Source organism: Kitasatospora sp. NPDC015120 (genome assembly GCF_043080305.1).
GTDB lineage: Bacteria > Actinomycetota > Actinomycetes > Streptomycetales > Streptomycetaceae > Kitasatospora.
Window position 1 is genome coordinate 43518 of the sequence record NZ_JBIBVJ010000006.1, and the last position, 22001, is coordinate 65518.

The following is a 22001-nucleotide window of genomic DNA, read 5'->3' on the forward strand; positions in this document are numbered from 1 at the left end:
GGTTCGCTGCCGGGGCCCTAGCGCAGGGACATCGCCATGTAGACGGCCCGCTCGCCGTAGCTCACGGGCAGCTCCACGCCGGGGTGGGGGCGGTAGCCGAGCGGGGCCCAGAGGACCTCGCTGCCGCGCACGGCGACCAGGGAGACGGTGGCGTAGCCGCGCGCGCGGGCGGTGTCGGCGAGGAAGGTGAGCAGGCGCGGGGCGAGGCCGCGGCCGCGCAGCCGCTCGGTGACGACCAGGTCGTGGGCGTGCAGGTTGGTGGAGGTGCGGGCGGCCGGGGACTCCGCGCGGGCGAGGTCGGGGCAGTGACCGAGCGGGTAGGGCAGCGCGAGCAGGTAGCCGCCGAACTCGCCCCCGTGCTCCACGGCGAAGCACCAGTCGGGGGCGGCCCGGTGACGCGAGCGCAGCACCCCGCCGCCCTCGGAGAGGCCGCTCCCGGCGTAGGCGCGGGCCTCCAGGGGGACGATCTCGGCCCAGTCGGGCTCGGCGAGGGGGCGCACGAACAGGCCCCCGCCGAGCCGGGTGCCGCCGAAGGGGCCGGCGCCGACGAGGTCCTCGTCGAGGAGGGGAGTGTCGAGGAGGGGGGTGTCGAGGAGGTCGGGGTGCTGCTCGGCGGTGTGGTGCGCGGACATCTACTGCGGGTCTCTCTCGGGGCCGGGTGCGCCGGACGGGCGGTCCGCCCGGACACAGCTGTGGGGCAGCGGTGGGAAGCCGTTGAATCCCCGTGTGGTGTAGGAGGTGGCGTAGGCGCCGCAGGAGAGGATCCACACCGGGTCGCCCGAGGCGGCGTCCCGGGGCACGGCCACGCCGGCGCCCTCGTCGTAGGCGTCGTCGCTGTCACAGGTGGGGCCGGCGATCACGGCGAGCACGGTCGGCGCCCCCGCGTGGGCGGGGAACTCCAGCCGGTAGCGCAGTCCGTCCATCTCGTACAGGCCGTTGAACTTGCCGCAGCTCAGGTAGAGCCAGTGCGACCGCTCCCCGCCGAGCTGCTGACGGTCCGTCAGTCGGGTGACGTGGGCCCGGATCGCGCCGTGGTCGGCGACCAGGTGGCGGCCCGGCTCCAGCAGGAACTCCAGCGGCCCGGCGGAGACCGTGCGCAGGTGCTCCATCCCCTCCCGGATCGCCGCGAACATCTTGTCGACCGGCGGGTGGAGCGGGTTCCCGAGCCGGTCGAGCACGCCGAGCGCGGGCAGGCCGCCGCCGAGGTTGACGTACTGCAGCGGGATCCCGTGCCGGCCGGTCTCCTCGATCACCGCGGCGAGCGTGTCCAGCGCGCTCTGCCAGGCCTCGACGGTGAGTTGCTGCGAGCCGACGTGCACCGACAGCCCGGCCGGGGTCAGTCCGGCGTCCCGGGCCGCGGTCAGCACCCGCACGGCGTCCTCGGGCGAGCAGCCGAACTTGCGGCTCAGCCCCCACAGGGCGCCCTCGCCGGTGGTGGCGAGCCGGCAGAACACCCGGGCGCCGGGAGCGTGTTGCGCGAGCGCGGCGACGTCGGCCAGGCTGTCGGTGGCGAAGTCGCGCACGCCGAGCCGGTACGCCTCGGCGATCTGCCGGTCGGACTTCACCGTGTTGCCGTAGTGGATCCGCCCGGCCGGCACGCCGGTGCGCAGCGCCTGGGTGATCTCCTGCGGCCCGGCCGCGTCGAAGCCCGCGCCCCGGGCGGCCAGGCAGTCGAGCACCTCGTCCACCGGGCAGGCCTTCATCGCGAACCGGACGTCGATGCCGGGCAGTTCGCGCAGCAGGGCGTCGTACTGGGCCTCGATGCCGTCGAGGTCGAAGATGATCCGGTCGTCCTCGCAGGCGGCGAGGGCGGCGCGCAGGCGTCCGTCGTCAGGCATGGGCGGCACTCCGGCCGGCGCCGTGGGCGGAGCGCCGGGCGGGCCCGGCCGAGGAGTCGGGCGGGAGGGGCGGGAGGGGCGGCGTGGCGCGGGCCGCGCGCACCAGCGGCGCCCAGGCGTCGACGAGCAGGGCGAAGGCCTCGATGTCGGCCTGCGCCTCGTCCAGCAGCCGGGCGCGCAGCGGCGCCAGGTGGTCGGCGAACGCCGCGTACCGGCCGCCGAGTCCGCGGTAGGCGCGGTCGAGGACGGCCAGCCGGCGGTGGTTCTCCGACCGGTCCGCTGCGGCCGCCCGCCGGGCGGCCCGCGCGACCGGCCCGGGGCGCAGGTGGTGCTCGGCGTCGAGCAGCGCCCCGCCCGCCTCCTCCAGCGCGTCGTACACCGGGTAGAGGTAGAGCATCGACAGCAGGAACTTGGTGAACCGCAGCTGGTAGGCGGTGAACCCGGCGTCGGTGCGCCGTTCGGGCGTGTAGTGGTTGATGACGTTGCGGTTGTGGGTGACCCCGGGCAGCGCGGCGTGCAGTACCAGGTGGTGCAGCAGGTAGTCGCTGCCGATGGTGTCGGTCGCGGGCGGCAGCGGCACCCGCTCGTACACCTCGCGGTCCAGGGCGATGTTGCACATGTCTATCCGCCAGATGTCCGGCAGGTCGAGCACCGCGCGGTCGTGCGTGAACGGGTCGGTGCCGCTGCCGACGAAGGAGTCCGCGACCAGCTCGCGGCGCTGCTCGGCGGTGGAGCCGGTGCGCGCCCACAGGCCGACGACCTCCTCGTAGCACGCCGGGTCGAGTTCGCGGATCTCGCCGAGGTCGACGGAGAGTTCACCGACGAAGGAGCTGCCGACCAGGGCGACGGGCTTGTGCGCGTGCACCGGGTCGAGGGTGTGATGGGTGACGCCGGGCGCGGCGTCGGCGGCCCGCCGGCCGATCGAGCGCAGTTCGTGGTGGACCGGGTACACCGGCTCGCCGTTCAGCCGCTGGTAGGCGCTGTCGGAGTCGCGGCGGTGCACGGAGGAGCAGCCGAGGGCGGCGGCGAGCAGGAACGCCCGGTTGGTGCAGGCACCGTAGGAGAGGGCGTCCGGCAGCATCAGGCCGAGCAGGCGGTCGGCGTCGGCGGCCGCGGCCAGGGCGGCGTCCTCGGCGCGGGCCCGGTCGACCGCGGCGCGCAGGAAGGCGCGCTGCTGCTCCTCGTCGAGGTGGTGGACGAGGACGCCGGGGGCCGCGGGCAGCTCGGCGGCCGCCTTGGCGTGCTCGGTGCGGTCGGCGGCGTCCGCCGAGTCGAGGATCAGCAGGTGGACCCGGACGCCGAACTCGCGGGCGGCCCAGACGGCTTCCTCGCCGACGGCGGTGATGGCCGGGACGCAGAACCGGTTGGTGGGCAGCGCGAGGCAGATGTCGCGCACGGTGGTCCCCGCGCTCACGCCTCGCCGCCCTCGACGGCGTCGGCCGCGTCGGCCCCGGCGCTGTGCCAGGACTCCAGGCCGAGCAGCCTGGCGCCGAGACCGGTGAGTTCGGCCGGGCCGTAGCGCAGCGACTCGTGCTTGCGGTGGTCGCCGACCAGGGTGCGGTTCCAGGTCGGCGTGGAGAGGTGCCGCCAGGAGTGGACGCGCGACTCCCGGAGCTCGTGGTGCTCCTCCAGCGCGGGCATCATCGACAGGTACTGGACCGAGCGCACCCCGCTCGCGGAGGTGTTGGCGGCGACGCCGTGGGCCAGCATGCCGTTCCAGATCAGCAGGTCACCGGCCTTCAACTCGGGCCGCACGACCGGGTATTCGGTGCGGTCGACGGCCGGGCGGATCGGGTCGCGACCGGCCGGCTGGGCGGCCTGCCAGGTGTTGAACCGGCGGAACAGCTCCGGGTTGCACTGGAAGCCGCCGTGGTCGGGCTCGGTGTCGGTGAGCGCGATGATGCCCTGGACGCGCTGCGGGAGCATGCCGGCCGTGGAGTCGACGTCCCAGTGCAGTTCGATGTCGAAGCCCTCGTCGGTGGGCTCGATCAGCGCGCGGTCGCGGTTCCCGGTGTTCGGCGGGTTGAGGTTGAGCCGGTCGAGGGTGACCCAGAGCTCCTCGCAGTCCCAGACGTCCACGAACGCGTCGTAGACCCGCCGGGTCTGCCGGTGGTCCCAGATGAGCTGGTGGTGATAGGCCTCGACGAAGCCGTAGATGTGCAGGTGGCGGTCCAGCTCGTCGCGGAACTCCCGCTCCTCGTACCAGGTTTCCGGGCGCTCGGGGTCGAGCCCCTGGAACTCCCAGGCGAAGTCGAGCAGCTTGCGGGCGGCCTCGGCGGGGATCGCCTCGGGAACGACGACGTAGCCGTAGGTCTGCCAGAAGGTGAACTGCTCCTCGGACAGCACGCGCAGCGGGCGCTGCTTGCGGATGTCCTTCAGCGCGGTGGCGGCGAGGTAGGACTCGCCGTCGTTGCTGAAGTAGGGGCGCTCCGAAGCGGCCCGGAAGAGGTATCCGTCGGGCTTCGGCATTTCACTCCAGGTTCGGGTCGGGGTGTGGGGTCGGCCGGGGGCCGTGCGCCGGGTGGGGGACGGGCCTCGGGGCACGGCGGTGCGGGGCCGGAGCCCCGGGGGAGAGGTGGGACGAGAGCGGGAGGTCCCGTCCGACAAGGAGTGCCGATGACTGTCCCGGCCTCGTCAAGTGCGGTGTGCCCCTACGGTGGACTAGACCAACTTCCGGTGTCAACCCTCGTCGGGCGGGCCCCCGCTGGCGGACCGTCGGTCGGTGGACGACCGGCCGTGACCTGCGCCGGAGCCCGTGGGGCGGGTGATCGGGGCGGTCCGGCCGAAGGGGCGGAGCGGCTGCCTCCAGGGGGCCCCGTTCCCTGCCCGAAAGGGCAGCCGAGGGGGGGCTTCCATGCCGGTTCGACGCACCCTCGGGATGCGGTGGGGGCAATCCCCCCGGGGGCGGCCGGTCCAAGGGGTGGCGGGCGCCTCGCCCCCGGTGCCGGCGGTGCCGGCGGCGCCGGGTCCGCGTCCGTGCGCCGGACGCGTCGGACGCGCCGGACGCGCCGGACGCGTCGGGCACGGTGGTCACGGCCGGCCGGCCACGGGGCGCCCGGGCGCCGTGCCTCGCCGCTTCCCGGGCCGCGTTCGGACGGGCCGGGTCTTGTTCCCGCTCCGGCCATAGGTCAGGCCTATGGGGTCATAGATCGCCACCACCTACAGTGGCAAGGTCCGGCCGGGTTGGGTGGGAGTGGGTCACCCTCGCCCGTCCGCCCCGACCGGTCCGGGCACCGCCCTGTTCCGGCCCGGTTCCGCCCTGTTTCGTTCGTCCACGTTCGGAGGATCGCCCCGCCATGACCCGCCCGATCCGCGTCGCGATCGTCGGCGCCGGCCCCGCCGGCATCTACGCCGCCGACGCCCTGCTGAAGTCCGACGCCGCCCAGCAGCCCGGGGTCTCCATCGACCTCTTCGAGCGGATGCCCGCGCCGTTCGGACTGATCCGGTACGGCGTGGCGCCCGACCACCCGCGGATCAAGGGGATCATCACCGCGCTCCACCAGGTGCTGGACAAGCCGCAGATACGCCTGTTCGGCAACGTCGACTACCCGTCCGACCTCACGCTGGACGACCTGCACCGCTTCTACGACGCCGTGGTCTTCTCCACCGGCGCGATGGCCGACCGCGCGCTCGACATCCCCGGTGTCGGGCTCGACGGCTCGTACGGTGCCGCCGACTTCGTCTCCTGGTACGACGGCCACCCCGACGTACCGCGCACCTGGCCGCTGGAGGCCGAGAAGGTCGCCGTGCTCGGCGCGGGCAACGTCGCCCTGGACGTCGCCCGCATCCTCGCCAAGACCGCCGACGAGCTGCTGCCCACCGAGATCCCGCCGAACGTGTACGAGGGCCTCCAGCGCAACCGGGCCCTGGAGGTGCACGTCTTCGGCCGCCGCGGCCCGGCCCAGGCGAAGTTCAGCCCGATGGAGCTGCGCGAGCTCGACCACTCGCCGAACATCGAGGTGATCGTCAACCCCGAGGACATCGAGTACGACGACGGCTCGATCGCCGAGCGGCGTGGCGCCAAGCACGTCGACATGGTCGCCTCGACCATCGAGAACTGGGCCATCCGCGACGTCGGCGACCGCCCGCACCGGCTCTACCTGCACTTCTTCGAGTCCCCGGTGGAGGTGCTGGGCGAGGACGGCCGGGTGAGCGGGCTGCGCACCGAGCGCACCGAGCTCGACGGCACCGGCAACGTGCGCGGCACCGGCCGGTTCACCGACTGGGACGTGCAGTCCGTCTACCGGGCGATCGGCTACTACTCCGACGAACTGCCCAAGCTGCCGTTCGACCCGGTCTCCGGCACCGTCCCCAACGCGGCCGGCCGGGTGCTCGCCGCCGACGGCTCGCACCAGGAGGCCGTCTACGTGACCGGCTGGATCAAGCGCGGGCCGGTCGGTCTCATCGGGCACACCAAGGGTGACGCCAACGAGACCGTCGCCTGCCTGCTCGCCGACCACACCGAGGGCCGGCTGCCCGGCGCCGCGGAGCCCGAGCCGCAGGCGGTCGTCGCACACCTGGAGGACCGCGGGGTGCGGTTCACCACCTGGCAGGGCTGGTACGAACTCGACGCCCACGAGCGCGCGCTGGGCGCGGCCGAGGGGCGCGAGCGGGTCAAGGTGGTGGAGCGGGAGGAGATGCTCCGGCGCAGCGGGGCCTGACCGGCTCCGTCAGGGCGCGGCGGGCGGCGGGGCGAGGACGAGCGGCCACGCGTCCTCGCCGGCCAGGACCTCGTCCAGCGCGAGCCCCGGGCCGGCGGTGAACACGGCGGTCGCGTCGTCGGCCCGGGCGTACGTCCCCGGGTCGACGACCGTCACCGCGCGCAGGACCAGCGCCGCCTCGGGGACGGTGTCCGAGCGCTCCGGGAAGGCCTCCGGATCGGCGCCGAGCTGCTTGAGCGTGAACGGGTACGCCGCCACCGTGACGGTCAGCCGGTCGCCGTCGAGGGTGCGCTCCGCCCAGCCGTCGGTGGGCAGCAGGTAGAACGCGCCGTCCCCCTCGTGCCCGTACCGGTCCAGCCTGGCGACGGCCCGCTCCCCGGGCGGGCCGCCCGGGTCGACGAGCAGCGCCACCACGGGCGCGTCCGGGTCGTCGGGGTTGATGCCGCTGTGGACGTGGAGCCGGGCCACGGGCGACCTCCGGTCGGGTGCGGGCGGGACGGGCGACACGCTGACGGGTGCCTACGACAGGCCGCGGCGTGGGTGGTTGTCCGGCGTATCGGTCGACATGGGCGCGACTCTAGCGGCCGGGCGAGGCGTCCGACAGAAGAGGCGCGCGCTCCGGATCGTGCGCCGGGCCGGCGTTCCGGGCGCCGGACGGCCCCCGGGGAGCCGCCGGGGTGGCGAGGGTGGCCGGGTCGGTGTTGGCGCCGCACAGGACGACGCAGACCCGCTCGTCGGCGGCGGGGCGGTAGCCGTGGGCGTCGTCCTGCCCGGTGAGCAGGGCGGCGAGGGCGGTGGCGGCGCCGTGTTCGACCGCGATCCGGCGCTCCTCCCACAGCGCCTGCCGGGCCCGCACGATCGCCGCGTCCGGGACGAGGACGGACCGGACGCCGTCGTGGCGCGCCGCGTCCACGGCGAGGGGGGTGGCGCGGCGGGCGCCGAGGGAGTCGGCGGCCACCGAGTCGACCGTGACGTCCACCGGCGCGCCCGCCGCCAGGGCGGCGTGCAGCGCGCGGGAGCCCTCCGGCTCGACCGCCACCACCCGGACGCCGTGCTCCCGGGCGGCCGCGGCCACCCCCGCGAACAGCCCGCCGCCGCCCACCGCGACCAGCACCGTGTCCAGTCCGGGCAGCCGCGCGTGGATCTCCTCCAGCAGGGTGCCCGCGCCCGCCGCGATCAGCGGGTGGTCGTAGGCGTGGCTCGCCAGCGCGCCGCTCGCGGCGGCGAACTGCTCGCAGGCGGCCAGCGCCTCGGCGTACTCCGCGCCGACCAGCCGGACGTCCGCCCCGTAGGAGCGCAGCCGGGCGACCTTCACGCCCGGCGCCTCGGCGGGCAGGAACACGGTGGCCCGCACGCCCTGCTGCCGCGCCGCCCACGCGCACGCCAGCCCGGCGTTGCCGCCGGAGGCGATGGTGACCCCGGCGTCCGGCAGGGTCCCGGCCTCCCGGTGGGCCTGGAGGAAGTTCTGCGCCCCGCGCGCCTTGAACGAGCCGGTGTGCTGCAGGTACTCCAGGGCCAGCCACCGCCGGTCGTCCCCGTCCCCGTCCCCGCCCGGTGCGAGCGCCACGGGCCGCACGCGGCCCGCGATCCGCTCCGCGGCCGCCCCGATGTCCTCGTAGCCGAGCTCGTGCCTCATCGTGCGCCGCCTCCACGTCCACGTCCCGCCGTGTTCGCACGGCGTCCCGTCCGTACCGTACGGAACACCGCGTCGGCCCGCCAGGGTGGTGGAACCGGCGCCCGACCTGGGAGCATCACCACCATCGACCGGACGAGAACGAGGAAGGGAGGCGGGCGACATGATCGGAGCCGTGCTGATCGGCATCCTGGCCCTCACTGTCGGGGGCTGCGTCTGCGTGGTGTGGGCCGACCGCGGCGGCCCCCGCTGGACCCGGGCCGTGGCCGCCGCCACCGTCGGCGCCGGGCGGGCCGTGCGGAGCTACCAGAAGTCCCAGCGCCGCCAGGTGAGCAGCGGCGGCAACGGCATCGACGGCGGTGGCGACGGTGGCTGACGGGGGGCGGTGACCGGTCTGCTCAGGGCCGGCCCCCGATCCGCTCCGGACGCCCGCCGGCCGTCCGCCGCAGCCGGACCACCGCGAGCGGCAGGGTCGCCAGCCCGACGGTGACCGCGTCCCGCATCCGGCCGTCCGTGACGGCGGCGCACTGGGCGTGCTCCCGGCCCCCGCGGGACTCGTGGAACACGGGCGGGCCGCAGTCCACCGCGGTGCCGTCCGGGAACTCGTGCGAGGCCGGCAGGAAGGCCAGCCCGACCGCCCACAGCCACGCGCCGAGCGCCAGCAGCCCCAGCAGGTGCGCGCTCCGGCCCCGCGCGCCCCCGGCCCGCCGCCACGCCCGCGCGTCCCGCTCCCGCAGGAGCGCCCCGATCTCCCCGTTCTCCATGCCCGTTCCCCCCGGTTCCCGTCCGATCGACGACCGGGGAGAGCATCCCAGGCCCGCTCCCCCCGGCTGTCGACGGGGTCGGGTCAGAAGTCGAAGAACGCGCCGGTGGTGCGCAGCAGGACGCAGTGGTTGCCGTAGGTGTGCTGGAAGGCGATGCGCCGGCCCTGGTAGGTGCCGCTGGCGGTGACGGTGTAGGGGTCGTACAGGTCGGTGCAGACACCCGGGTCGACGTTCAGCCGGGAGAGGTCGCCGTTGACGGAGTCGAGCAGCCGACAGGCGGTGAACGGGTCGGGGTGGGTGGTGACGGCGTCCGGCGGGCAGTCGAGGGTGACGACGTGCGGTGTGCCGGTGCCGGGGGTCGGGCCGTGCGCCACCGTGAGCCGCAGGCTGGCGGCGGGGACGGCGGGGACGGGGGTGAGGGCGTGGGCGGTGCCCGCGAGGCCGGAGGTGAACAGGGCGGTCGCGAGGAGGGCGAGGGCTCGGGTGGTCTTCACGCCCGGCGCAACGACCCGCCGGTGGGCAGGTCACGGCCGGTGGGTGCACCGGAGTGGGAAGTCGGCGGGGCCGACGTCCCGAGCGGACCCCGGATTCCGGGGGGATGCGGCAATCGGGTCGACAGCGCGTGAGCGGTTGGCACAGAGTCGGGTCATGGCTGATCTGTCTTCGTCCTTGTTCCCGGCCTCCTACGCGTGGCGGGCGGCGACCGTCGCGGACGCGCCCGCGATCTACGAGCTGGTTGCCGCCCGCGAGCGCGAGGTCCTGGGCTGTCCGGACACCGAACCCGATCGCATCGCCGCGGACCTCACCCTGCCCGGGCTCGACCCGGCCCTCGACACGGTGCTGGTGTACGACGCGGCCGAGCATCTGGCCGGCCGGGCCTGGGTGCACGGCGGCCGGCGCAGTGCGGTCGACGTCCACCCCGAGCACCGGGGGAGGGGGCTGGGGAGCGCCCTGCTCGGCTGGGCCGAGGCGCGGGCCCGGCAGATGGGCGGTGAACGGCTCAGCCAGACGGTCTCGGACGGCGATCGGGGAGCGGTGGAACTGTTGCGAGCGCGGGGGTACGAGCCGTTCGTCACCCAGTGGTTGCTGGAGATCGAGATGTCCGCCGAACCCGTGGTGTCCGGTCCGCCGCCCGGCATCACGCTGCGCTGCTTCCGGCCGGGGGACGAGCGGGACGCGTACGAGCTCACCGAGGACGCGTTCGACGAGTGGCAGAAGCGGCGGAAGTCCTACGAGGAGTGGGCCCGGCACACCGTCGAGCTGGACTCGTTCGCGCCGGAGCTCTCGCAGGTGGCGTTCGCCGACGGCCGGATGGTCGGCGCCGTGCTGGCGCTGGACGTCCCGGACACCGGGGAGGGATACGTCGAGCGGGTCGCGGTCCGCAAGGACCACCGCAACCGGGGGATCGCCCGCATGCTGCTGCAGGCGTCGTTCCGGGCCTTCTACCGCGAGGGCCGCCGCACGTGCACGTTGTGGACGCACTCGGAGACGGGGGCGCTGTCGCTGTACCAGCGGGTGGGCATGACGGTCCGTCGGAGCTCCGCGGTGTACGGCAAGGCGCTCGGCGTCGAGTAGGGCGGCCCGCGGGGGGAGTGGGAAGTCGGCGGGTCCGACTTCCCACTCCGGGTCAGGCGGTGAAGTCGGGGGAGCGGGACTCGATGGCCTTGACGAAGGCGGCCCACTCGGCGTGGTCGAAGGCGAGGTGGGGCCGGTCGGGGTTCTTGTCGTCGCCGAGCCAGACGTCGCCGTTGGGGAAGCGGGCGATGATCACGCAATTGCCGTTGCTCTCCCCGGAGAAGGGGGACTTGACCCAGGTCGCCTCGGCGGGGCTGTGGTCGTAGGGATTGCGCTTCTCGCTCACGTGATCTCTTCCAACTTGCGCTCAAGGGCAGTGATGGTGTCGTCCGGCGACAGGGCGAACCGCTTCAAGCGGCTGAAGGCCCGCTCGGCTCGTCGAACATCTCGTCCCGATCTACGCGGGAGCATACCTCCGACGGCCTCGGTGAAGACAAAGCCGCCGTCCGGCTCATCGGGGAAGCGCAGAAGCGTGAGTCCGGACACGAGAATTCCCGGTCTGCCCGCACTCAACGGCACCATGCGGGCTGTCACATTGGGGAATTCGGACACCTTGATGACATGGCGGATCTGCTCGGCGAGCACGTCCATGTCGCCGGCCACCAGCAGCGCGACCTCTCCGAAGTAGACCTCCAGATTGAGACGGGGGTCCTCGGTCAGGCGCCGCTGGCGCAGTATCCGGATCTCGGCGGCGGCCTCGTTCTGGTCCTCACTGAGACCGTCCAGCCCGGCAGAGATCATCTCGCGCGCGTAGTCCGGGGTCTGGAGGAGTCCCGGGAAGGCGGAGTGGTAGTAGTCGAGCATGTCCGTGGCGGCGGCTTCGAGGCCGAGGAACTCGCCGAACGCCGCGCTGATCGTGTCGGCGAACTCGTGGTCCTGCCACCAGTTCCGGTCAGGGCCGTCGCCGATGAGGTTCTCGATCTCCGCGCGGTCCGTTCCGGCGATGCCGCAGTGATCCAGCAGCCGGTTGAGATCGGCCGCGCTGACCGGCACCTTCCCGTGCTCGACTCTGCTCAAGCGCCCGGGGTTCCAGCCCTTCAGACCCTTCGTCATGTCGATCTGGGTCTTGTTGTTCTCCACTCTCCAGGCGCGCAACTCCTCCCCGAGCCGGATCCTTCGGAGCGTGGACCTGTCCATGGCCAACAGCCGTCCTCCCTCTGGGTCTTCGCGACCAGTCTCCTCACCGCAGGGAGGAGGCTCAAGCTGGATCCTTGATCAACTAATTTATTTTCTTCTTGCATAAGTTCGGCTTGCAAATTCGATTTCTCTTGCCCCACACTCAACGTGACCGAACGGACACGCTCCCGAAGGGGCCTCGCCATGTCCACCTTCCCCAGACCCGCCCTCCGCACCTGGGAGACCTCCCTCACCGAGCACGGGACCTCGGTGCGGGTCGCTCGCCGCCACGTCCGCGACCAGCTCACCTCCTGGGGCTGGACCGGGGGCCGGGTGGACGACCTCGTCCTCATCGCCTCCGAGCTGGTCACCAACGCCGTCGTGCACGCCTGCCGGGGGCACGGCGAAGTCCGGCTCTACCTCCAGGAGTTCGACGGCGACTGCCGGCTCGAAGTCTGGGACCCCCGGCACGACCTCCCGCTCCAGGAGCGCCGGCCGCGCCGCTTCAACGAAGGCGGCCGCGGCATCGAACTGGTCCGCCAACTCGCCCTCGACTTCGGCGTCATCGTCCGCCGGGGCACCGGCAAGCGGGTCTGGGCGCGGGTGCTGCTGGACCCTCTGCCCGATCACCCTCGGTGAAACCACCGGGAGGCCGCCGACGGCCCCGCCCGGTCCCCGGTCCGCTCATCCGACCGCCGTGACGGGGGTGTGTCACGCTGGTGGGTGGGGCTGTGCCGGTGCACGACCGAGGTCGGGAGGCTCGCGATGGCCGAGATCAGGGTGAACGGGGTGTCGCTGTACTACGAGACCCGGGGCGCCGGGCCGGGGCTGGTGCTGGTGCACGGCTCCTGGACCGACGCCGACAGCTGGGCGCGCGTCCTGCCGGGCCTCGCCGAGGAGACCACCGCCGTCGCCTACGACCGGCGCGGGCACAGCCGCAGCGAGGACCTCCTCACCCAGGGTTCCGTGTACGAGGACGCCGCCGACCTCGCCGCCCTGATCGTCGGCCTGGGCCTCGCCCCGGCCTACGTCTGCGGCGACTCCTACGGCGGCCTGATCGCCCTGCGCCTGGCCGCCGCCCGTCCCGACCTGCTGCGCGGCGTGGCCGTCCACGAACCGCCCGCGACCGGCACCCTGCTCGCCGACCCGGAGCTGCGGCCCCTCGGCGTCGCCTTCGCCGAACGGATCTCCGCCGTCCGCGAGCTCCTCGAACAGGCCGAATCGGCGGCCGGCGCCGAGCGCTACGTCGACACCGTCGCCTTCGGCCCGGGGGCGTGGGAGCAACTCCCCGCGCCGGTCCGCCACACCTACATCCGCAACGCGCCGACGTACCTGGACGAGCTGCGCGACCCGGACGCCCTCGACCTCGACCTCACCGCCCTCCACCGCTTCACCGAGCGCGTCCTCCTCACCCAGAGCGACGACAGCGAGCCCATGTACGGCGAGATCCTCGACCTGATCGACCTCTCCCTCCCCAAGCCCGAGCGCCACGTCTACCCCCACGCCGGTCACGCTCCGCATCTGTCCGAACCCGAGCAATGGGTCCGCACCACCCTCCCCCGCGCCCTGGGGTGAGGCGCACACGGGGGGCGCGAACCCCCGCCGCGCGCCCCCGGGAAGCGGTCCGATCGAGCCCGGCCGGTGGTCCGCATCGTCCGGCCGACGCCTCGCCACCGGGTCGCGGACGCTCCGCTTCTCTTGACCCGTCCATGGATTGACCCTGCGACCCGCGCTGCCCGGATACTGGCAACTGGTCTGAACCACTGACGACGTCGGTGGGGCCATCACGGGGAGGAAGCCCATGCGACGCGCCTTCTGGACGAGGATCGCCGTACTGGCCACCGCACCGCTGCTCGCCCTCGGCACGGCCGCCACGGCCGAGGCCCACTCGGGCCTCGACACCAGCGGGTACTCGGTCCCCGACGGCAGTGGCACCTGCGAGATCAAGGTGCACTTCTACTACAACGCCCGCTGGTACGTGCAGTACGACCTCATCAACCACGGCAACGGAACCCAGGGCTGTGCCGCCTGGGCCGCCACCAGCGACTCGGGAACCGTCGGCTACATCACCGGCGGCAGTTTCTCCACCAACGACGACGGCTCGCGCTACGTCACCCCGTGGGTCCAGCTCATCGGCAACTCCGGTACCGCCAGGCCCGGTCGCACCCGCTGACCGGCTCCGTCGTCTCTGCGCTGAGCTTCTGATCCAACGTCCGGACTCGAACATGCGGACCCGTTGAGCACTCGTTCGGGTGTCTCCGGGACGTGGGTGCGGCTGCGGCCTTCGCGTGGTCCTGAACTCGACCAAGAGGTACGGGCTTGACGCGAGGGCCGCAGTGGTCTGCGGGTCCTCGGCCGTCATGATCGGGTCCGGGCCGAGGAAGCGGCCGGTGCTGGGCTGGTAGGGGCGGGCGCCCAGGTCGGTGAAGCCGGTGGTGTCGTCCTTGAGGCCGTTGACGAAGCCCTTGTCGCCGGACCACGGGGTGGACAGGGGGTGCCGTCGCCCTCAACCCTGCGTGAGGGAGCGGCTCGCGTGGGACGAATACTGGCCCAGGTGGCCCTCGGTCGCGGAGGGGCAGCTGGCGAGCGGCGACGAGGTTGCCGGCACGGGGGTCGGCGGCGGGCAAGTCGAGCCGGGCGTCCAGACCGGGGGATGTCGGGAGAAGGCGCGGTGCAGGACTGCGCCGAGGCAAGCCGGTGATGCGGCGGGTCGGCTTGCCGGTCGCGCCGTGGTGGCCGGGGAGCGATGGGGGCGGGGTGGCGCGGGGGCCGGCGGTCAGGGCGCCGTCACCGGGGCCAGCACGGCCGTGATGACGCGGTCGAGCGAGCGCTCGAAGGCCGCGTCGGGGTCCGCGGACGGCGGCGTCGCGGTGGCGAACGCGGTGGTCAGGTGCGGGTACGCGCCGCTCGCGGCGGCGCGGCCGAGGTAACCGGCCAGCTCCGCCTGCCACTTGATGCCGGCCGCCGCCGTGCGCTCGTACTGCGCGTACTGGCAGACGAACCCGTTGAGCAGGGCGAGCGCCTCCAGGCGGGCGGTGCCGTCCAGGCCGCTGGGTTCGGTGACGGCCAGGAAGTGGTCGGTGTAGCGCAGGGCGTTGGGGCCGAGGCCGGGGCGGGCGATCACCAGGCCCGCCACCCAGGGGTGCCGGCGCAGCGTGGCGAGCTGCTCGCGGGCGAGGCGGCGCAGGTCGGCGCGGCAGTCGCCGGTCGGGGTGAGGGCGGTGTAGTCGTACTCGCCGGCGACGGCGTCGAGCATGAGGTCGAGCAGGTGCTCCTTCTTCGGCACGTAGTTGTAGAGCGACATGGTGCCCGCGCCGAGCGCCGCGGCGACCCTGCGCATGGAGGCGGCGTCCAGGCCCTCCGCGTCGGCGATGGCGATGGCGGCGGCGGCGATCGACGTCCGGCTGTGGGCCGGGCGGGGGCCGCGGCCGGTGCGCTCGGGGCGCAGCCAGATCAGCTCGGGCGTCTCGCCCGGCTGCGGGACCGGCTGCTGAGCGGGGGCGGAGCTGCTGTTCGGGGACGTGCTGGACGGCATTGGTCGATCACCTCGGCTTCCCATCTTAGATACGTACGCCGTACGTAGTACGATGCGCTCGCAGGTGCTTCTACGTACGCTGTACCTAATGAGGGAGTGGGCAGAGCCATGTCCGAAACCGTCCGGAACCATGCCGCCGCCGCCGTCGAGATGGCGGGTGTGGAGAAACGCTTCGGTACCACCCGCGCACTGCGCGGCCTCGACCTGACCGTCCCGGCCGGCACCGTCTGCGGCCTGCTCGGCCCCAACGGCGCGGGCAAGACCACCGCCGTCCGGGTCCTCGCCACCTTGGTCGCCCCCGACCGCGGCACCGCCCGGGTGGCCGGCCACGACGTGGTCCGCGAGCCCGACGCCGTCCGCCGCAGCATCGGCCTGGCCGGCCAGCACGCCGCCGTCGACGAGGGCCTCACCGGCCGCGACAACCTGCACCTCCTCGGCCGGCTGCACCACCTCGGCGCCCGCGGCGCCCGGGCCCGCGCGGGCGAACTCCTCGACCGCTTCGGGCTCACCGAGGCCGCCGACCGCCTGGTCCGCACCTACTCCGGCGGCATGCGGCGCCGGCTCGACCTCGTCGCCAGCCTGGTCACCGCCCCGCCGGTGCTCTTCCTCGACGAGCCCACCACCGGCCTCGACCCGCGCAGCCGGCAGCAGATCTGGGACGCGGTGCGGGAGTTGGCCGAGGCGGGCACCACCGTGCTGCTCACCACCCAGTACCTGGAGGAGGCCGACCGGCTCGCCGACACCGTCGTGGTCGTCGACCAGGGCGCCGCCATCGCCACCGGGCCGCCGCAGCGGCTGAAGGCGTCGATCGGCAGCCGGATCTCGGTCACCCTCGCCGACGCCGCCCACCTCGGCAGCGCCGCCGCCGTCCTGGCCGGGCTCACCGGCACCGGTGACGTGCTGGTGGACCAGGACGGACGGACGGTCGAGGCGGTCTCCCGGCCCGGGGTGGAGGTGCTGCTCCCCGGCCTGCTGCGGGAGCTGGACGCGGTGGGGGTGGTCGCGCAGGACGCGGCGCTCAGGCCGCCCTCGCTGGACGACGTCTTCCTCGCGCTCACCGGGCGCGGGGGCGGCGGCACCGGCGCGGACGCCGGCGCCACCGCCGCCACCGCTGCCGCCGCAGGCGAAGCCGCCGCCACCGAAGCCGAAGCCGCCGCCGTAGCCGCCGACGACGCCCCGGGGAGGGCCGCCTGATGACCGCACCCGCACGCCTGCTCGCCGACACCTGGTCCTCGATGCTCCGCGTCCTGCTCGCCTACCGCCGCTCGCCCGGACTGCTGGCCGCCTCCCTGGGCGTGCCCGTGGTGCTGGTGGTGGTGTTCGGCTACGTGTTCGGCAGCGCCATCGCCGTCCCCGGAGCGGGGAGCGGGCCGGGCGGCGCCACCGGCGGCTACCGGGAGTTCCTCATGCCCGGTCTGTTCGCCATGGTCGCCGTCAACGGCATCATGCCCACCATGGTCGGCGCCGCCCGCGACGTCGGGCGCGGCGTCACCGACCGGCTCCGCTCGATGCCGGTCTCCCGCACCGGCCTGCTGCTCGGCCAGACCCTCGCCGACCTGCTGGTCAGCCTGGTGGTGCTGGCCCTGCTGGCGGCGGTCGGACTGGCCGTCGGCTGGCGGATCCGTGGCGGACTCGGCGACGCCGCAGCCGCGTTCGGCCTGCTGCTGCTCTTCCGGTTCGCCATGACCTGGGTCGGCCTGCTGCTCGGCCTGGCCGTCGGCAAGGAGGAGGCGGCCGGACAACTGGCCGTCGCGGTCTTCCCGTTGGCCATGGTCACCAACGCCTTCGTGCCCACCGGCGGGATGCCCGGCTGGCTGGCCGCGCTGGCCGACTGGAACCCGATGAGCGCCGTCGTCCAGGCCGGACGCGAGCTGTTCGGCAACCCGTCCGCGCCGGCCACCGCCTGGCCGATGCAGCACGCCGGCCCGGTCGCCCTGCTCTGGTGCGCGCTCCTGCTGCTGCTCTGCGGGCCGCTCGCGGTGCGGAAGTTCGCCACTCACGGTACTAGCGGGCGCTGACCTTCCCGGCGGTGGCCGACCCGCGTCCCGCGGGGCGGAATGTGCTGGACAGCACGGCCGGTGCGGCTCAGGGTGGGCCCCATGGAGTTCACCCACCTCGGCCGCACCGGCCTCACCGTCTCCCGACTCTGCCTGGGCACGATGAACTTCGGCCCGCACACCGAGGAGTCCGACGCCCATCTGATCATGGACAGCGCCCACGAACGGGGCATCAACTTCTTCGACACCTCCAACAGTTACGGCCGCGACCCCGAGGGCAACCAGAAGGGGCGCACCGAGGAGATCATCGGCCGCTGGTTCGCCAAGGGCGACGGCCGCCGCGAGCGCACCGTGCTCGCCACCAAGGCCTACGCCCCGATGGGGGACTGGCCGAACGAGGGCCGGCTCTCCGCCCTCGCCATCCGCCGCGCCGTCGAGGCCAGCCTGCGCCGCCTCGGCACCGACCACATCGACCTGTACCAGATGCACCACATCGACCGGGACACGCCCTGGGAGGAGATCTGGCAGGCGATGGAGGTCCTGGTCGCCCAGGGCAAGATCATCTACGTCGGCTCCAGCAACTTCGCCGGCTGGCACATCGCCCAGGCCCAGGAGGCGGCCCGCAGCCGCCACTTCCTCGGCCTGGTCAGCGAGCAGTCCCTCTACAACCTGCTCGACCGCACCATCGAGCTGGAGGTCGTCCCCGCCGTGGAGCACTACGGCCTCGGCCTGCTCCCGTGGTCCCCGCTGCGCAGCGGCGTCCTCGGCGGAGCGCTGAAGAAGGAGCGCGAGGGCGGCCTCGTCCGGGGCGCGATGACGCACGCCGGCGAGATCCTGGAGGCCAACCGGCCCCGGATCCAGGCCTACGAGGACCTCGCCGCCGAGGTCGGCGAGCACCCGGCCGACCTCGCCCTCGCCTGGCTGCTCTCCCGCCCCGCCGTCACCGCCCCCATCGTCGGCCCGCGCACCCCCGCGCACCTCGATGCGGCCGTCCACGCGCTCGGCATCGAGCTGGACGGCGAGGTCCTCGCCCGCCTCGACACCCTCTTCCCGGGCCGCAAGCCGGCGCCGGAGGACTACGCCTGGTAGGAGGCGGGGCGAGGAGGACGAACGCCGGTGTGCCCGCTTCTCGCCGAGAAGCGGGCACACGTGCGAAGCGCGGGGGAGGGAGGGGGCCGGGGAGGGAGGGGGCCTGGGCGGGAGGGGTGTGCACTCTCCGCCACTCTCAACGTATAGCGCACGGGGGGCCTTGCGGCAAGGGGGTGGGGCGGGCGCAGAATCGTCGGCCTGGGCCGGGTCGTGGCGGAACGGCAGGATTCGCGGAGTCCATGACGTTCCGCCCGGATCGGCGGATCTGCGGGAACGACGGAACGGGGCCTTCGATGATGGACGTGATCGTGGTCGGCGGCGGGCCGACCGGGTTGATGCTGGCGTGTGAGCTGCGGCTGCACGGGGTTGACGTGGTCGTGCTGGAACGGCGCGAGGAGCGGGGCGGGGAATCGCGCGGGCGCGGGTTGCACGCGCGCAGCGTGGAGATCATGGACCAGCGGGGGCTGCTGGAGCGCTTCCTCGCGGTGAGCGAGAAGTTCCAGGTGGGCGGGCTGTTCGGCGGTGTCATGGCGCCCTGGCCGGACAGCCTGGACACCGCCCACCCGTACGGACTGGCCACCCCGCAGGCGGTCACCGAGCGCCTGTTGGAGGAGCGCGCCCTCGAACTCGGCACCAGCATCAGGCGCGGGTGCGAGGTCACCGCGCTGAGCCAGGACGCGGACGGCGTGAGCGTCGGTCTGGCGGACGGCACGCAGCTGCGCTCGCGCTACCTGGTCGGCTGTGACGGCGGGCGGAGCACGGTGCGCAAGGCGCTCGGCGTCGGCTTCCCCGGGGAACCCTCCACGGTCGAGACGCTGATCGGCGACCTGGAGCTGGCCGCGGACCCGGCCGAGGTGGCCGCCGTGGTGGAGCGGGTGCGCCGCACCGAGCTGCGCTTCGGCGTCGCGCCCGACGTGGACGGCCGCCCGGGGGTCGCCCGGGTGATCGTGCCGGCGGCCGGCGTCGCCGAGGACCGGGCGACGCCGCCCACGCTGGAGGAGTTCAAGGAGCGGCTGCGGGCCGTCGCGGGCACCGACTTCGGCGCCCGCGCGGCGCACTGGCTCTCCCGCTTCGGCGACGCCACCCGCCAGGCCGAGCGCTACCGGGTCGGCCGGGTGCTGCTGGCCGGCGACGCCGCGCACATCCACCCGCCGACCGGCGGACAGGGCCTCAACCTCGGTGTGCAGGACGCCTTCAACCTGGGCTGGAAGCTCGCCGCCGAGGTCGCCGGCCGGGCGCCGGAGGGCCTGCTGGACAGCTACCACGCCGAACGGCACCCGGTCGGCGCCCGGGTGCTGACGAACACCCGCGCGCAGATGACGCTGCTCGGCAGCGCGTCGGGGCCGACCGCGCTGCGGGAGCTGTTCACCCGGCTGATGGAGGTCGAGGAGGTGAACCGCTACGTCACCGGGATGATCACCGCCCTCGACATCCGGTACGACCTCGGCGACGACGGCGGCGACGGTGGCGACGGTGGCGGTGACGCCGGCGGCGGCCACGAGCTCGTCGGCCGGCGCCTGCGCGACGTCCGGCTGTCGGGGGGCCGCCGCCTCTACGCGCTGATGCACCGCGGCCGGGGGCTGCTCCTCGACCGCACCGGAGGCCGGCTCGCGGCGGACGCCTGGGCCGACCACGTCGACCACGTCACCGATCCCGGCGCGGACCTGGACGTCCCCGCCGTGCTGCTGCGCCCGGACGGCCACGTGGCGTGGGTCGGGGACGACCGGCGGGCGTTGGAGGCCGCGCTGGCCAGGTGGTGGGGAACTCCGGTGCAGGGCCCGGCCGGGGGGTGAGGCCGGGGCGGGCCCGCCTCGCCTTCCGCCACCGGGTGCGGAGGAACGCGGCGGAACGGCGGGGGCGGCGGGGGCGGCGGGGGAGCAGTCGTCGCCCCCGCCGCCCCCGTCGCCCCCGCCGCCCGTCGGGAGGGGCGTCAGGCGGTGGTGGTGGCGGTGGCGGGCAGGCCGATCGGATTGATCGGGGGCAGTGCGGTGCGACAGAGGGCCGAGATCGGCTTGAGGGCCGCGGCGAGGCGGTCGAGGTCCGCGCGCGGGTGGTCCTCCCAGACCCGGGCGGCGGCGAGGTCGGTGGCCGCTTCCAGGGACTGGTGGCGGATCCGCCCGCACTCGGTGATGGTGCCGCGTTCGGTGAGCCAGCCGCGTTCGGTCAGCCGGGCCGTCGCCGCGTCCCACTCCTCGTCGGTCCAGCCGCGGAACGGCTGCAGGGCCTCGCGCCGCACGTCCAGGGCGCACCGGACCACCAGCGCCTCGCAGCCGTCCAGGCCCGCCGAGACCAGGGCGGCGATGTGGCCGTCGCCGCGGTGCTCGCGCATCACGGTGGCGGCCTGCCAGAGCCGGCCGTGCAGGTCGGAGGGGCGGGGGAGGGCGGCGTTGGCGGAGGCCAGGACCCGTCCGGCGCAGTCCAGCCGGGTGACGGCGTCCTCCAGGAGGTCGGTCGCCAGTTCGATCAGTGCCGGGTCGACGTGCTCCAGCAGCCGCTGCAGCGCCGCCGAGGCGCCGGCGGCCCGGGCGGCGAGCGCGGTCTCCGGGTCGGCCAGCTTCCAGGTCGCGGGCAGCGCGCGCTCGATCGGCGCGGGCGCGAAGTTGAAGAACGCGGCGATCACCGGCGTCGCGTCCACCGCGCCGAGCGGGGCGGCGCGGCCGGCGAAGTAGCTGCGCGCCGCGCCGCGCAGGCCGACCGCCTCGAACGCGCCGACGCCCTCCGGGGTGAAGTAGGTGACGGCGTGCACGGGCTCGAAGAGCCACCACAGGGCCCGGGCGGGGTGGACGAGATCGGCCAAGGGAGGACCTTCCTCGGGGAGGGAGCGGGCAAATCGCACAGCTGTTCCGGTGATGAGTGGTCGTACTGGCTGATGACCACGGCGGCGGTCACGATAACCCCGCCCGGGGTGTGATGACAGTCACGCGGAGGTCTCGGTGGTGATACGCGGCCGACGACGCACGAGATGATGGCCGGGATGCGCCCCGCGCGCGTCCGATCCCTCGGAAGACGGCACGAAGGCAAGAAGAGGTAACAGGCCCCATGGCGCAGATCAACCCCAGCATCCTGTCCGCGGACTTCGCCCGGCTCGCCGAGGAGGCCGAGGCCGTGCGGGGCTCGGACTGGCTGCACGTCGACGTGATGGACAACCACTTCGTGCCGAACCTCACCCTCGGCGTCCCGGTCGTCGAATCGCTGGCCCGGGCCACCGCCACCCCGCTCGACTGCCACCTCATGATCGAGGACCCGGACCGCTGGGCCCCCCAGTACGTCGAGGCGGGCGCCGGCTCGGTCACCTTCCACGTCGAGGCCGCCGCCGCGCCCGTCCGGCTGGCCCGCGAGATCCGGGCCAAGGGGGCCCGCGCCTCGATGGCGCTCAAGCCGGCCACCCCGATCGAGCCCTACGAGGACCTGCTGCCCGAGCTGGACATGCTGCTGATCATGACCGTCGAGCCGGGTTTCGGCGGCCAGGCGTTCCTGGACATCATGCTGCCGAAGATCCGCCGGACCAGGCAGCTGATCGCCAAGCACGGCCTTGAGCTGTGGCTCCAGGTCGACGGCGGCGTCTCGGCGAGCACCATCGAGCGCTGCGCCGAGGCCGGCGCGGACGTCTTCGTCGCCGGTTCGGCGGTGTACGGCGCCGAGGACCCGGCCGCGGCGGTCGCCGGGCTGCGCAGCCTCGCCGAGGGCGCGAGCGCGGACGCCTGGTGGGCCTGCGGGCACTGAGCCCCCGGCCGGCCCGTCCCGGGTGGAGGATCGCCGCGCCCTGACGGAGGATCGTGGCACCGACCCCTCC

Annotated in this window: 23 protein-coding genes; 11 read left to right on the top strand and 12 right to left on the bottom strand. The window is 74.1% G+C overall.

Going from position 1 to position 22001, the window contains the following annotated elements; all coding sequences use genetic code 11:
- Positions 1-17 precede the first annotated feature (17 nt).
- From ACF1AK_RS16770 to ACF1AK_RS16785, 4 genes are read right to left on the bottom strand one after another with little or no spacing between them, the layout of a single operon-like run.
- On the bottom strand, positions 18-632 hold the full coding sequence (locus tag ACF1AK_RS16770; protein ID WP_391499502.1) for a GNAT family N-acetyltransferase: 615 nt from the start codon (positions 630-632) through the stop codon (positions 18-20).
- Positions 633-1838, bottom strand: coding sequence for a type III PLP-dependent enzyme (locus ACF1AK_RS16775; RefSeq protein ID WP_391499503.1), 1206 nt, complete (start codon positions 1836-1838; stop codon positions 633-635).
- Positions 1831-3234, bottom strand: coding sequence for a DUF6271 family protein (locus ACF1AK_RS16780; RefSeq protein WP_391499771.1), 1404 nt, complete (start codon positions 3232-3234; stop codon positions 1831-1833). The genes ACF1AK_RS16775 and ACF1AK_RS16780 overlap by 8 nt, the downstream gene beginning before the upstream one ends.
- A gap of 14 nt (positions 3235-3248) precedes the next feature.
- Positions 3249-4307: a phytanoyl-CoA dioxygenase family protein gene (locus ACF1AK_RS16785; protein ID WP_391499504.1), complete on the bottom strand. Its 1059-nt coding sequence runs from the start codon at positions 4305-4307 to the stop codon at positions 3249-3251.
- 827 nt (positions 4308-5134) lie between these two features.
- On the opposite strand from ACF1AK_RS16785, the gene ACF1AK_RS16790 reads away from it, so the two are divergent.
- Positions 5135-6499: an FAD-dependent oxidoreductase gene (locus ACF1AK_RS16790; RefSeq protein WP_391499505.1), complete on the top strand. Its 1365-nt coding sequence runs from the start codon at positions 5135-5137 to the stop codon at positions 6497-6499.
- Between the two features lie 9 nt (positions 6500-6508).
- Here the strand turns inward: ACF1AK_RS16790 and ACF1AK_RS16795 are convergent, their stop codons facing one another.
- Positions 6509-6967 (bottom strand): hypothetical protein, encoded by a 459-nt coding sequence (locus tag ACF1AK_RS16795; RefSeq protein WP_391499506.1) that lies wholly within the window; start codon positions 6965-6967, stop codon positions 6509-6511.
- Positions 6968-7076: 109 nt separating this feature from the next.
- The gene (locus ACF1AK_RS16800; RefSeq protein WP_391499507.1) at positions 7077-8135 is read right to left on the bottom strand and encodes a threonine/serine dehydratase; all 1059 of its coding nucleotides are present in this window, start codon (positions 8133-8135) and stop codon (positions 7077-7079) included.
- Between the two features lie 160 nt (positions 8136-8295).
- Here ACF1AK_RS16800 and ACF1AK_RS16805 point away from each other — a divergent pair, with 160 nt between their 5' ends.
- Positions 8296-8508, top strand: coding sequence for a hypothetical protein (locus ACF1AK_RS16805; protein WP_391499508.1), 213 nt, complete (start codon positions 8296-8298; stop codon positions 8506-8508).
- A gap of 22 nt (positions 8509-8530) precedes the next feature.
- Here ACF1AK_RS16805 and ACF1AK_RS16810 read toward each other — a convergent pair whose 3' ends face one another.
- Both ACF1AK_RS16810 and ACF1AK_RS16815 read right to left on the bottom strand, forming a co-directional pair.
- On the bottom strand, positions 8531-8896 hold the full coding sequence (locus ACF1AK_RS16810) for a hypothetical protein (protein WP_391499509.1): 366 nt from the start codon (positions 8894-8896) through the stop codon (positions 8531-8533).
- 83 nt (positions 8897-8979) lie between these two features.
- A complete protein-coding gene (locus ACF1AK_RS16815) occupies positions 8980-9390 on the bottom strand; it encodes an SSI family serine proteinase inhibitor (RefSeq protein WP_391499510.1) in 411 nt (136 codons plus the stop codon).
- A gap of 154 nt (positions 9391-9544) precedes the next feature.
- On the opposite strand from ACF1AK_RS16815, the gene ACF1AK_RS16820 reads away from it, so the two are divergent.
- Entirely contained in the window at positions 9545-10471 is a 927-nt protein-coding gene (locus ACF1AK_RS16820; RefSeq protein ID WP_391499511.1) for a GNAT family N-acetyltransferase, read from the top strand.
- A gap of 52 nt (positions 10472-10523) precedes the next feature.
- On the opposite strand, the gene ACF1AK_RS16825 is transcribed toward ACF1AK_RS16820, so the two are convergent.
- Both ACF1AK_RS16825 and ACF1AK_RS16830 read right to left on the bottom strand, forming a co-directional pair.
- On the bottom strand, positions 10524-10757 hold the full coding sequence (locus ACF1AK_RS16825) for a DUF397 domain-containing protein (RefSeq protein ID WP_391499512.1): 234 nt from the start codon (positions 10755-10757) through the stop codon (positions 10524-10526).
- Positions 10754-11608 carry a helix-turn-helix domain-containing protein gene (locus tag ACF1AK_RS16830; protein ID WP_391499513.1) on the bottom strand — a complete coding sequence of 285 codons (855 nt, stop codon included), beginning with the start codon at positions 11606-11608 and terminating at the stop codon, positions 10754-10756. The genes ACF1AK_RS16825 and ACF1AK_RS16830 overlap by 4 nt, the downstream gene beginning before the upstream one ends.
- A gap of 183 nt (positions 11609-11791) precedes the next feature.
- Between ACF1AK_RS16830 and ACF1AK_RS16835 the strand changes: the two genes are divergently transcribed.
- From ACF1AK_RS16835 to ACF1AK_RS16845, 3 genes are all read left to right on the top strand, one after another.
- Complete coding sequence (locus ACF1AK_RS16835; protein WP_391499514.1) at positions 11792-12226, top strand: ATP-binding protein; 435 nt, start codon at positions 11792-11794, stop codon at positions 12224-12226.
- A 126-nt stretch (positions 12227-12352) separates the two neighbouring features.
- Positions 12353-13162, top strand: a complete 810-nt coding sequence (locus ACF1AK_RS16840; protein ID WP_391499515.1) for an alpha/beta fold hydrolase — start codon at positions 12353-12355, stop codon at positions 13160-13162.
- A gap of 226 nt (positions 13163-13388) precedes the next feature.
- A complete protein-coding gene (locus tag ACF1AK_RS16845; RefSeq protein WP_391499516.1) occupies positions 13389-13760 on the top strand; it encodes a hypothetical protein in 372 nt (123 codons plus the stop codon).
- A 603-nt stretch (positions 13761-14363) separates the two neighbouring features.
- Here ACF1AK_RS16845 and ACF1AK_RS16850 read toward each other — a convergent pair.
- Positions 14364-15122, bottom strand: a complete 759-nt coding sequence (locus ACF1AK_RS16850; RefSeq protein ID WP_391499517.1) for a TetR/AcrR family transcriptional regulator C-terminal domain-containing protein — start codon at positions 15120-15122, stop codon at positions 14364-14366.
- 108 nt (positions 15123-15230) lie between these two features.
- On the opposite strand from ACF1AK_RS16850, the gene ACF1AK_RS16855 reads away from it, so the two are divergent.
- The 4 genes from ACF1AK_RS16855 (at position 15231) to ACF1AK_RS16870 (ending at position 20001) form a co-directional block, all read left to right on the top strand.
- Positions 15231-16316: an ATP-binding cassette domain-containing protein gene (locus ACF1AK_RS16855; RefSeq protein WP_391499518.1), complete on the top strand. Its 1086-nt coding sequence runs from the start codon at positions 15231-15233 to the stop codon at positions 16314-16316.
- Entirely contained in the window at positions 16316-17140 is an 825-nt protein-coding gene (locus tag ACF1AK_RS16860; RefSeq protein ID WP_391499519.1) for an ABC transporter permease, read from the top strand. The genes ACF1AK_RS16855 and ACF1AK_RS16860 overlap by 1 nt, the downstream gene beginning before the upstream one ends.
- An 81-nt stretch (positions 17141-17221) precedes the next feature.
- Positions 17222-18208 carry an aldo/keto reductase gene (locus ACF1AK_RS16865; protein WP_391499520.1) on the top strand — a complete coding sequence of 329 codons (987 nt, stop codon included), beginning with the start codon at positions 17222-17224 and terminating at the stop codon, positions 18206-18208.
- 293 nt (positions 18209-18501) lie between these two features.
- Complete coding sequence (locus ACF1AK_RS16870) at positions 18502-20001, top strand: FAD-dependent oxidoreductase (protein ID WP_391499521.1); 1500 nt, start codon at positions 18502-18504, stop codon at positions 19999-20001.
- 137 nt (positions 20002-20138) lie between these two features.
- Here the strand turns inward: ACF1AK_RS16870 and ACF1AK_RS16875 are convergent, their stop codons facing one another.
- On the bottom strand, positions 20139-21005 hold the full coding sequence (locus ACF1AK_RS16875) for a hypothetical protein (protein WP_391499522.1): 867 nt from the start codon (positions 21003-21005) through the stop codon (positions 20139-20141).
- A 242-nt stretch (positions 21006-21247) separates the two neighbouring features.
- Between ACF1AK_RS16875 and rpe the strand changes: the two genes are divergently transcribed.
- On the top strand, positions 21248-21931 hold the full coding sequence (rpe, locus tag ACF1AK_RS16880; protein ID WP_391499523.1) for a ribulose-phosphate 3-epimerase: 684 nt from the start codon (positions 21248-21250) through the stop codon (positions 21929-21931).
- Positions 21932-22001: the final 70 nt, after the last annotated feature.

What these genes read in the sequence shown, in the direction of transcription:
- ACF1AK_RS16805 (WP_391499508.1), top strand. Translation starts at nt 8,296, where the DNA reads ATGATCGGAGCCGTGCTGATCGGCATCCTGGCCCTCACTGTCGGGGGC.
- ACF1AK_RS16800 (WP_391499507.1), bottom strand. Translation starts at nt 8,135, where the DNA reads ATGAGGCACGAGCTCGGCTACGAGGACATCGGGGCGGCCGCGGAGCGG.
- ACF1AK_RS16820 (WP_391499511.1), top strand. Translation starts at nt 9,545, where the DNA reads ATGGCTGATCTGTCTTCGTCCTTGTTCCCGGCCTCCTACGCGTGGCGG.
- rpe (WP_391499523.1), top strand. Translation starts at nt 21,248, where the DNA reads ATGGCGCAGATCAACCCCAGCATCCTGTCCGCGGACTTCGCCCGGCTC.
- ACF1AK_RS16810 (WP_391499509.1), bottom strand. Translation starts at nt 8,896, where the DNA reads ATGGAGAACGGGGAGATCGGGGCGCTCCTGCGGGAGCGGGACGCGCGG.
- ACF1AK_RS16770 (WP_391499502.1), bottom strand. Translation starts at nt 632, where the DNA reads ATGTCCGCGCACCACACCGCCGAGCAGCACCCCGACCTCCTCGACACC.
- ACF1AK_RS16840 (WP_391499515.1), top strand. Translation starts at nt 12,353, where the DNA reads ATGGCCGAGATCAGGGTGAACGGGGTGTCGCTGTACTACGAGACCCGG.
- ACF1AK_RS16830 (WP_391499513.1), bottom strand. Translation starts at nt 11,608, where the DNA reads ATGGACAGGTCCACGCTCCGAAGGATCCGGCTCGGGGAGGAGTTGCGC.
- ACF1AK_RS16835 (WP_391499514.1), top strand. Translation starts at nt 11,792, where the DNA reads ATGTCCACCTTCCCCAGACCCGCCCTCCGCACCTGGGAGACCTCCCTC.
- ACF1AK_RS16860 (WP_391499519.1), top strand. Translation starts at nt 16,316, where the DNA reads ATGACCGCACCCGCACGCCTGCTCGCCGACACCTGGTCCTCGATGCTC.
- ACF1AK_RS16785 (WP_391499504.1), bottom strand. Translation starts at nt 4,307, where the DNA reads ATGCCGAAGCCCGACGGATACCTCTTCCGGGCCGCTTCGGAGCGCCCC.
- ACF1AK_RS16790 (WP_391499505.1), top strand. Translation starts at nt 5,135, where the DNA reads ATGACCCGCCCGATCCGCGTCGCGATCGTCGGCGCCGGCCCCGCCGGC.
- ACF1AK_RS16775 (WP_391499503.1), bottom strand. Translation starts at nt 1,838, where the DNA reads ATGCCTGACGACGGACGCCTGCGCGCCGCCCTCGCCGCCTGCGAGGAC.
- ACF1AK_RS16870 (WP_391499521.1), top strand. Translation starts at nt 18,502, where the DNA reads ATGATGGACGTGATCGTGGTCGGCGGCGGGCCGACCGGGTTGATGCTG.
- ACF1AK_RS16845 (WP_391499516.1), top strand. Translation starts at nt 13,389, where the DNA reads ATGCGACGCGCCTTCTGGACGAGGATCGCCGTACTGGCCACCGCACCG.
- ACF1AK_RS16865 (WP_391499520.1), top strand. Translation starts at nt 17,222, where the DNA reads ATGGAGTTCACCCACCTCGGCCGCACCGGCCTCACCGTCTCCCGACTC.
- ACF1AK_RS16855 (WP_391499518.1), top strand. Translation starts at nt 15,231, where the DNA reads ATGTCCGAAACCGTCCGGAACCATGCCGCCGCCGCCGTCGAGATGGCG.
- ACF1AK_RS16850 (WP_391499517.1), bottom strand. Translation starts at nt 15,122, where the DNA reads ATGCCGTCCAGCACGTCCCCGAACAGCAGCTCCGCCCCCGCTCAGCAG.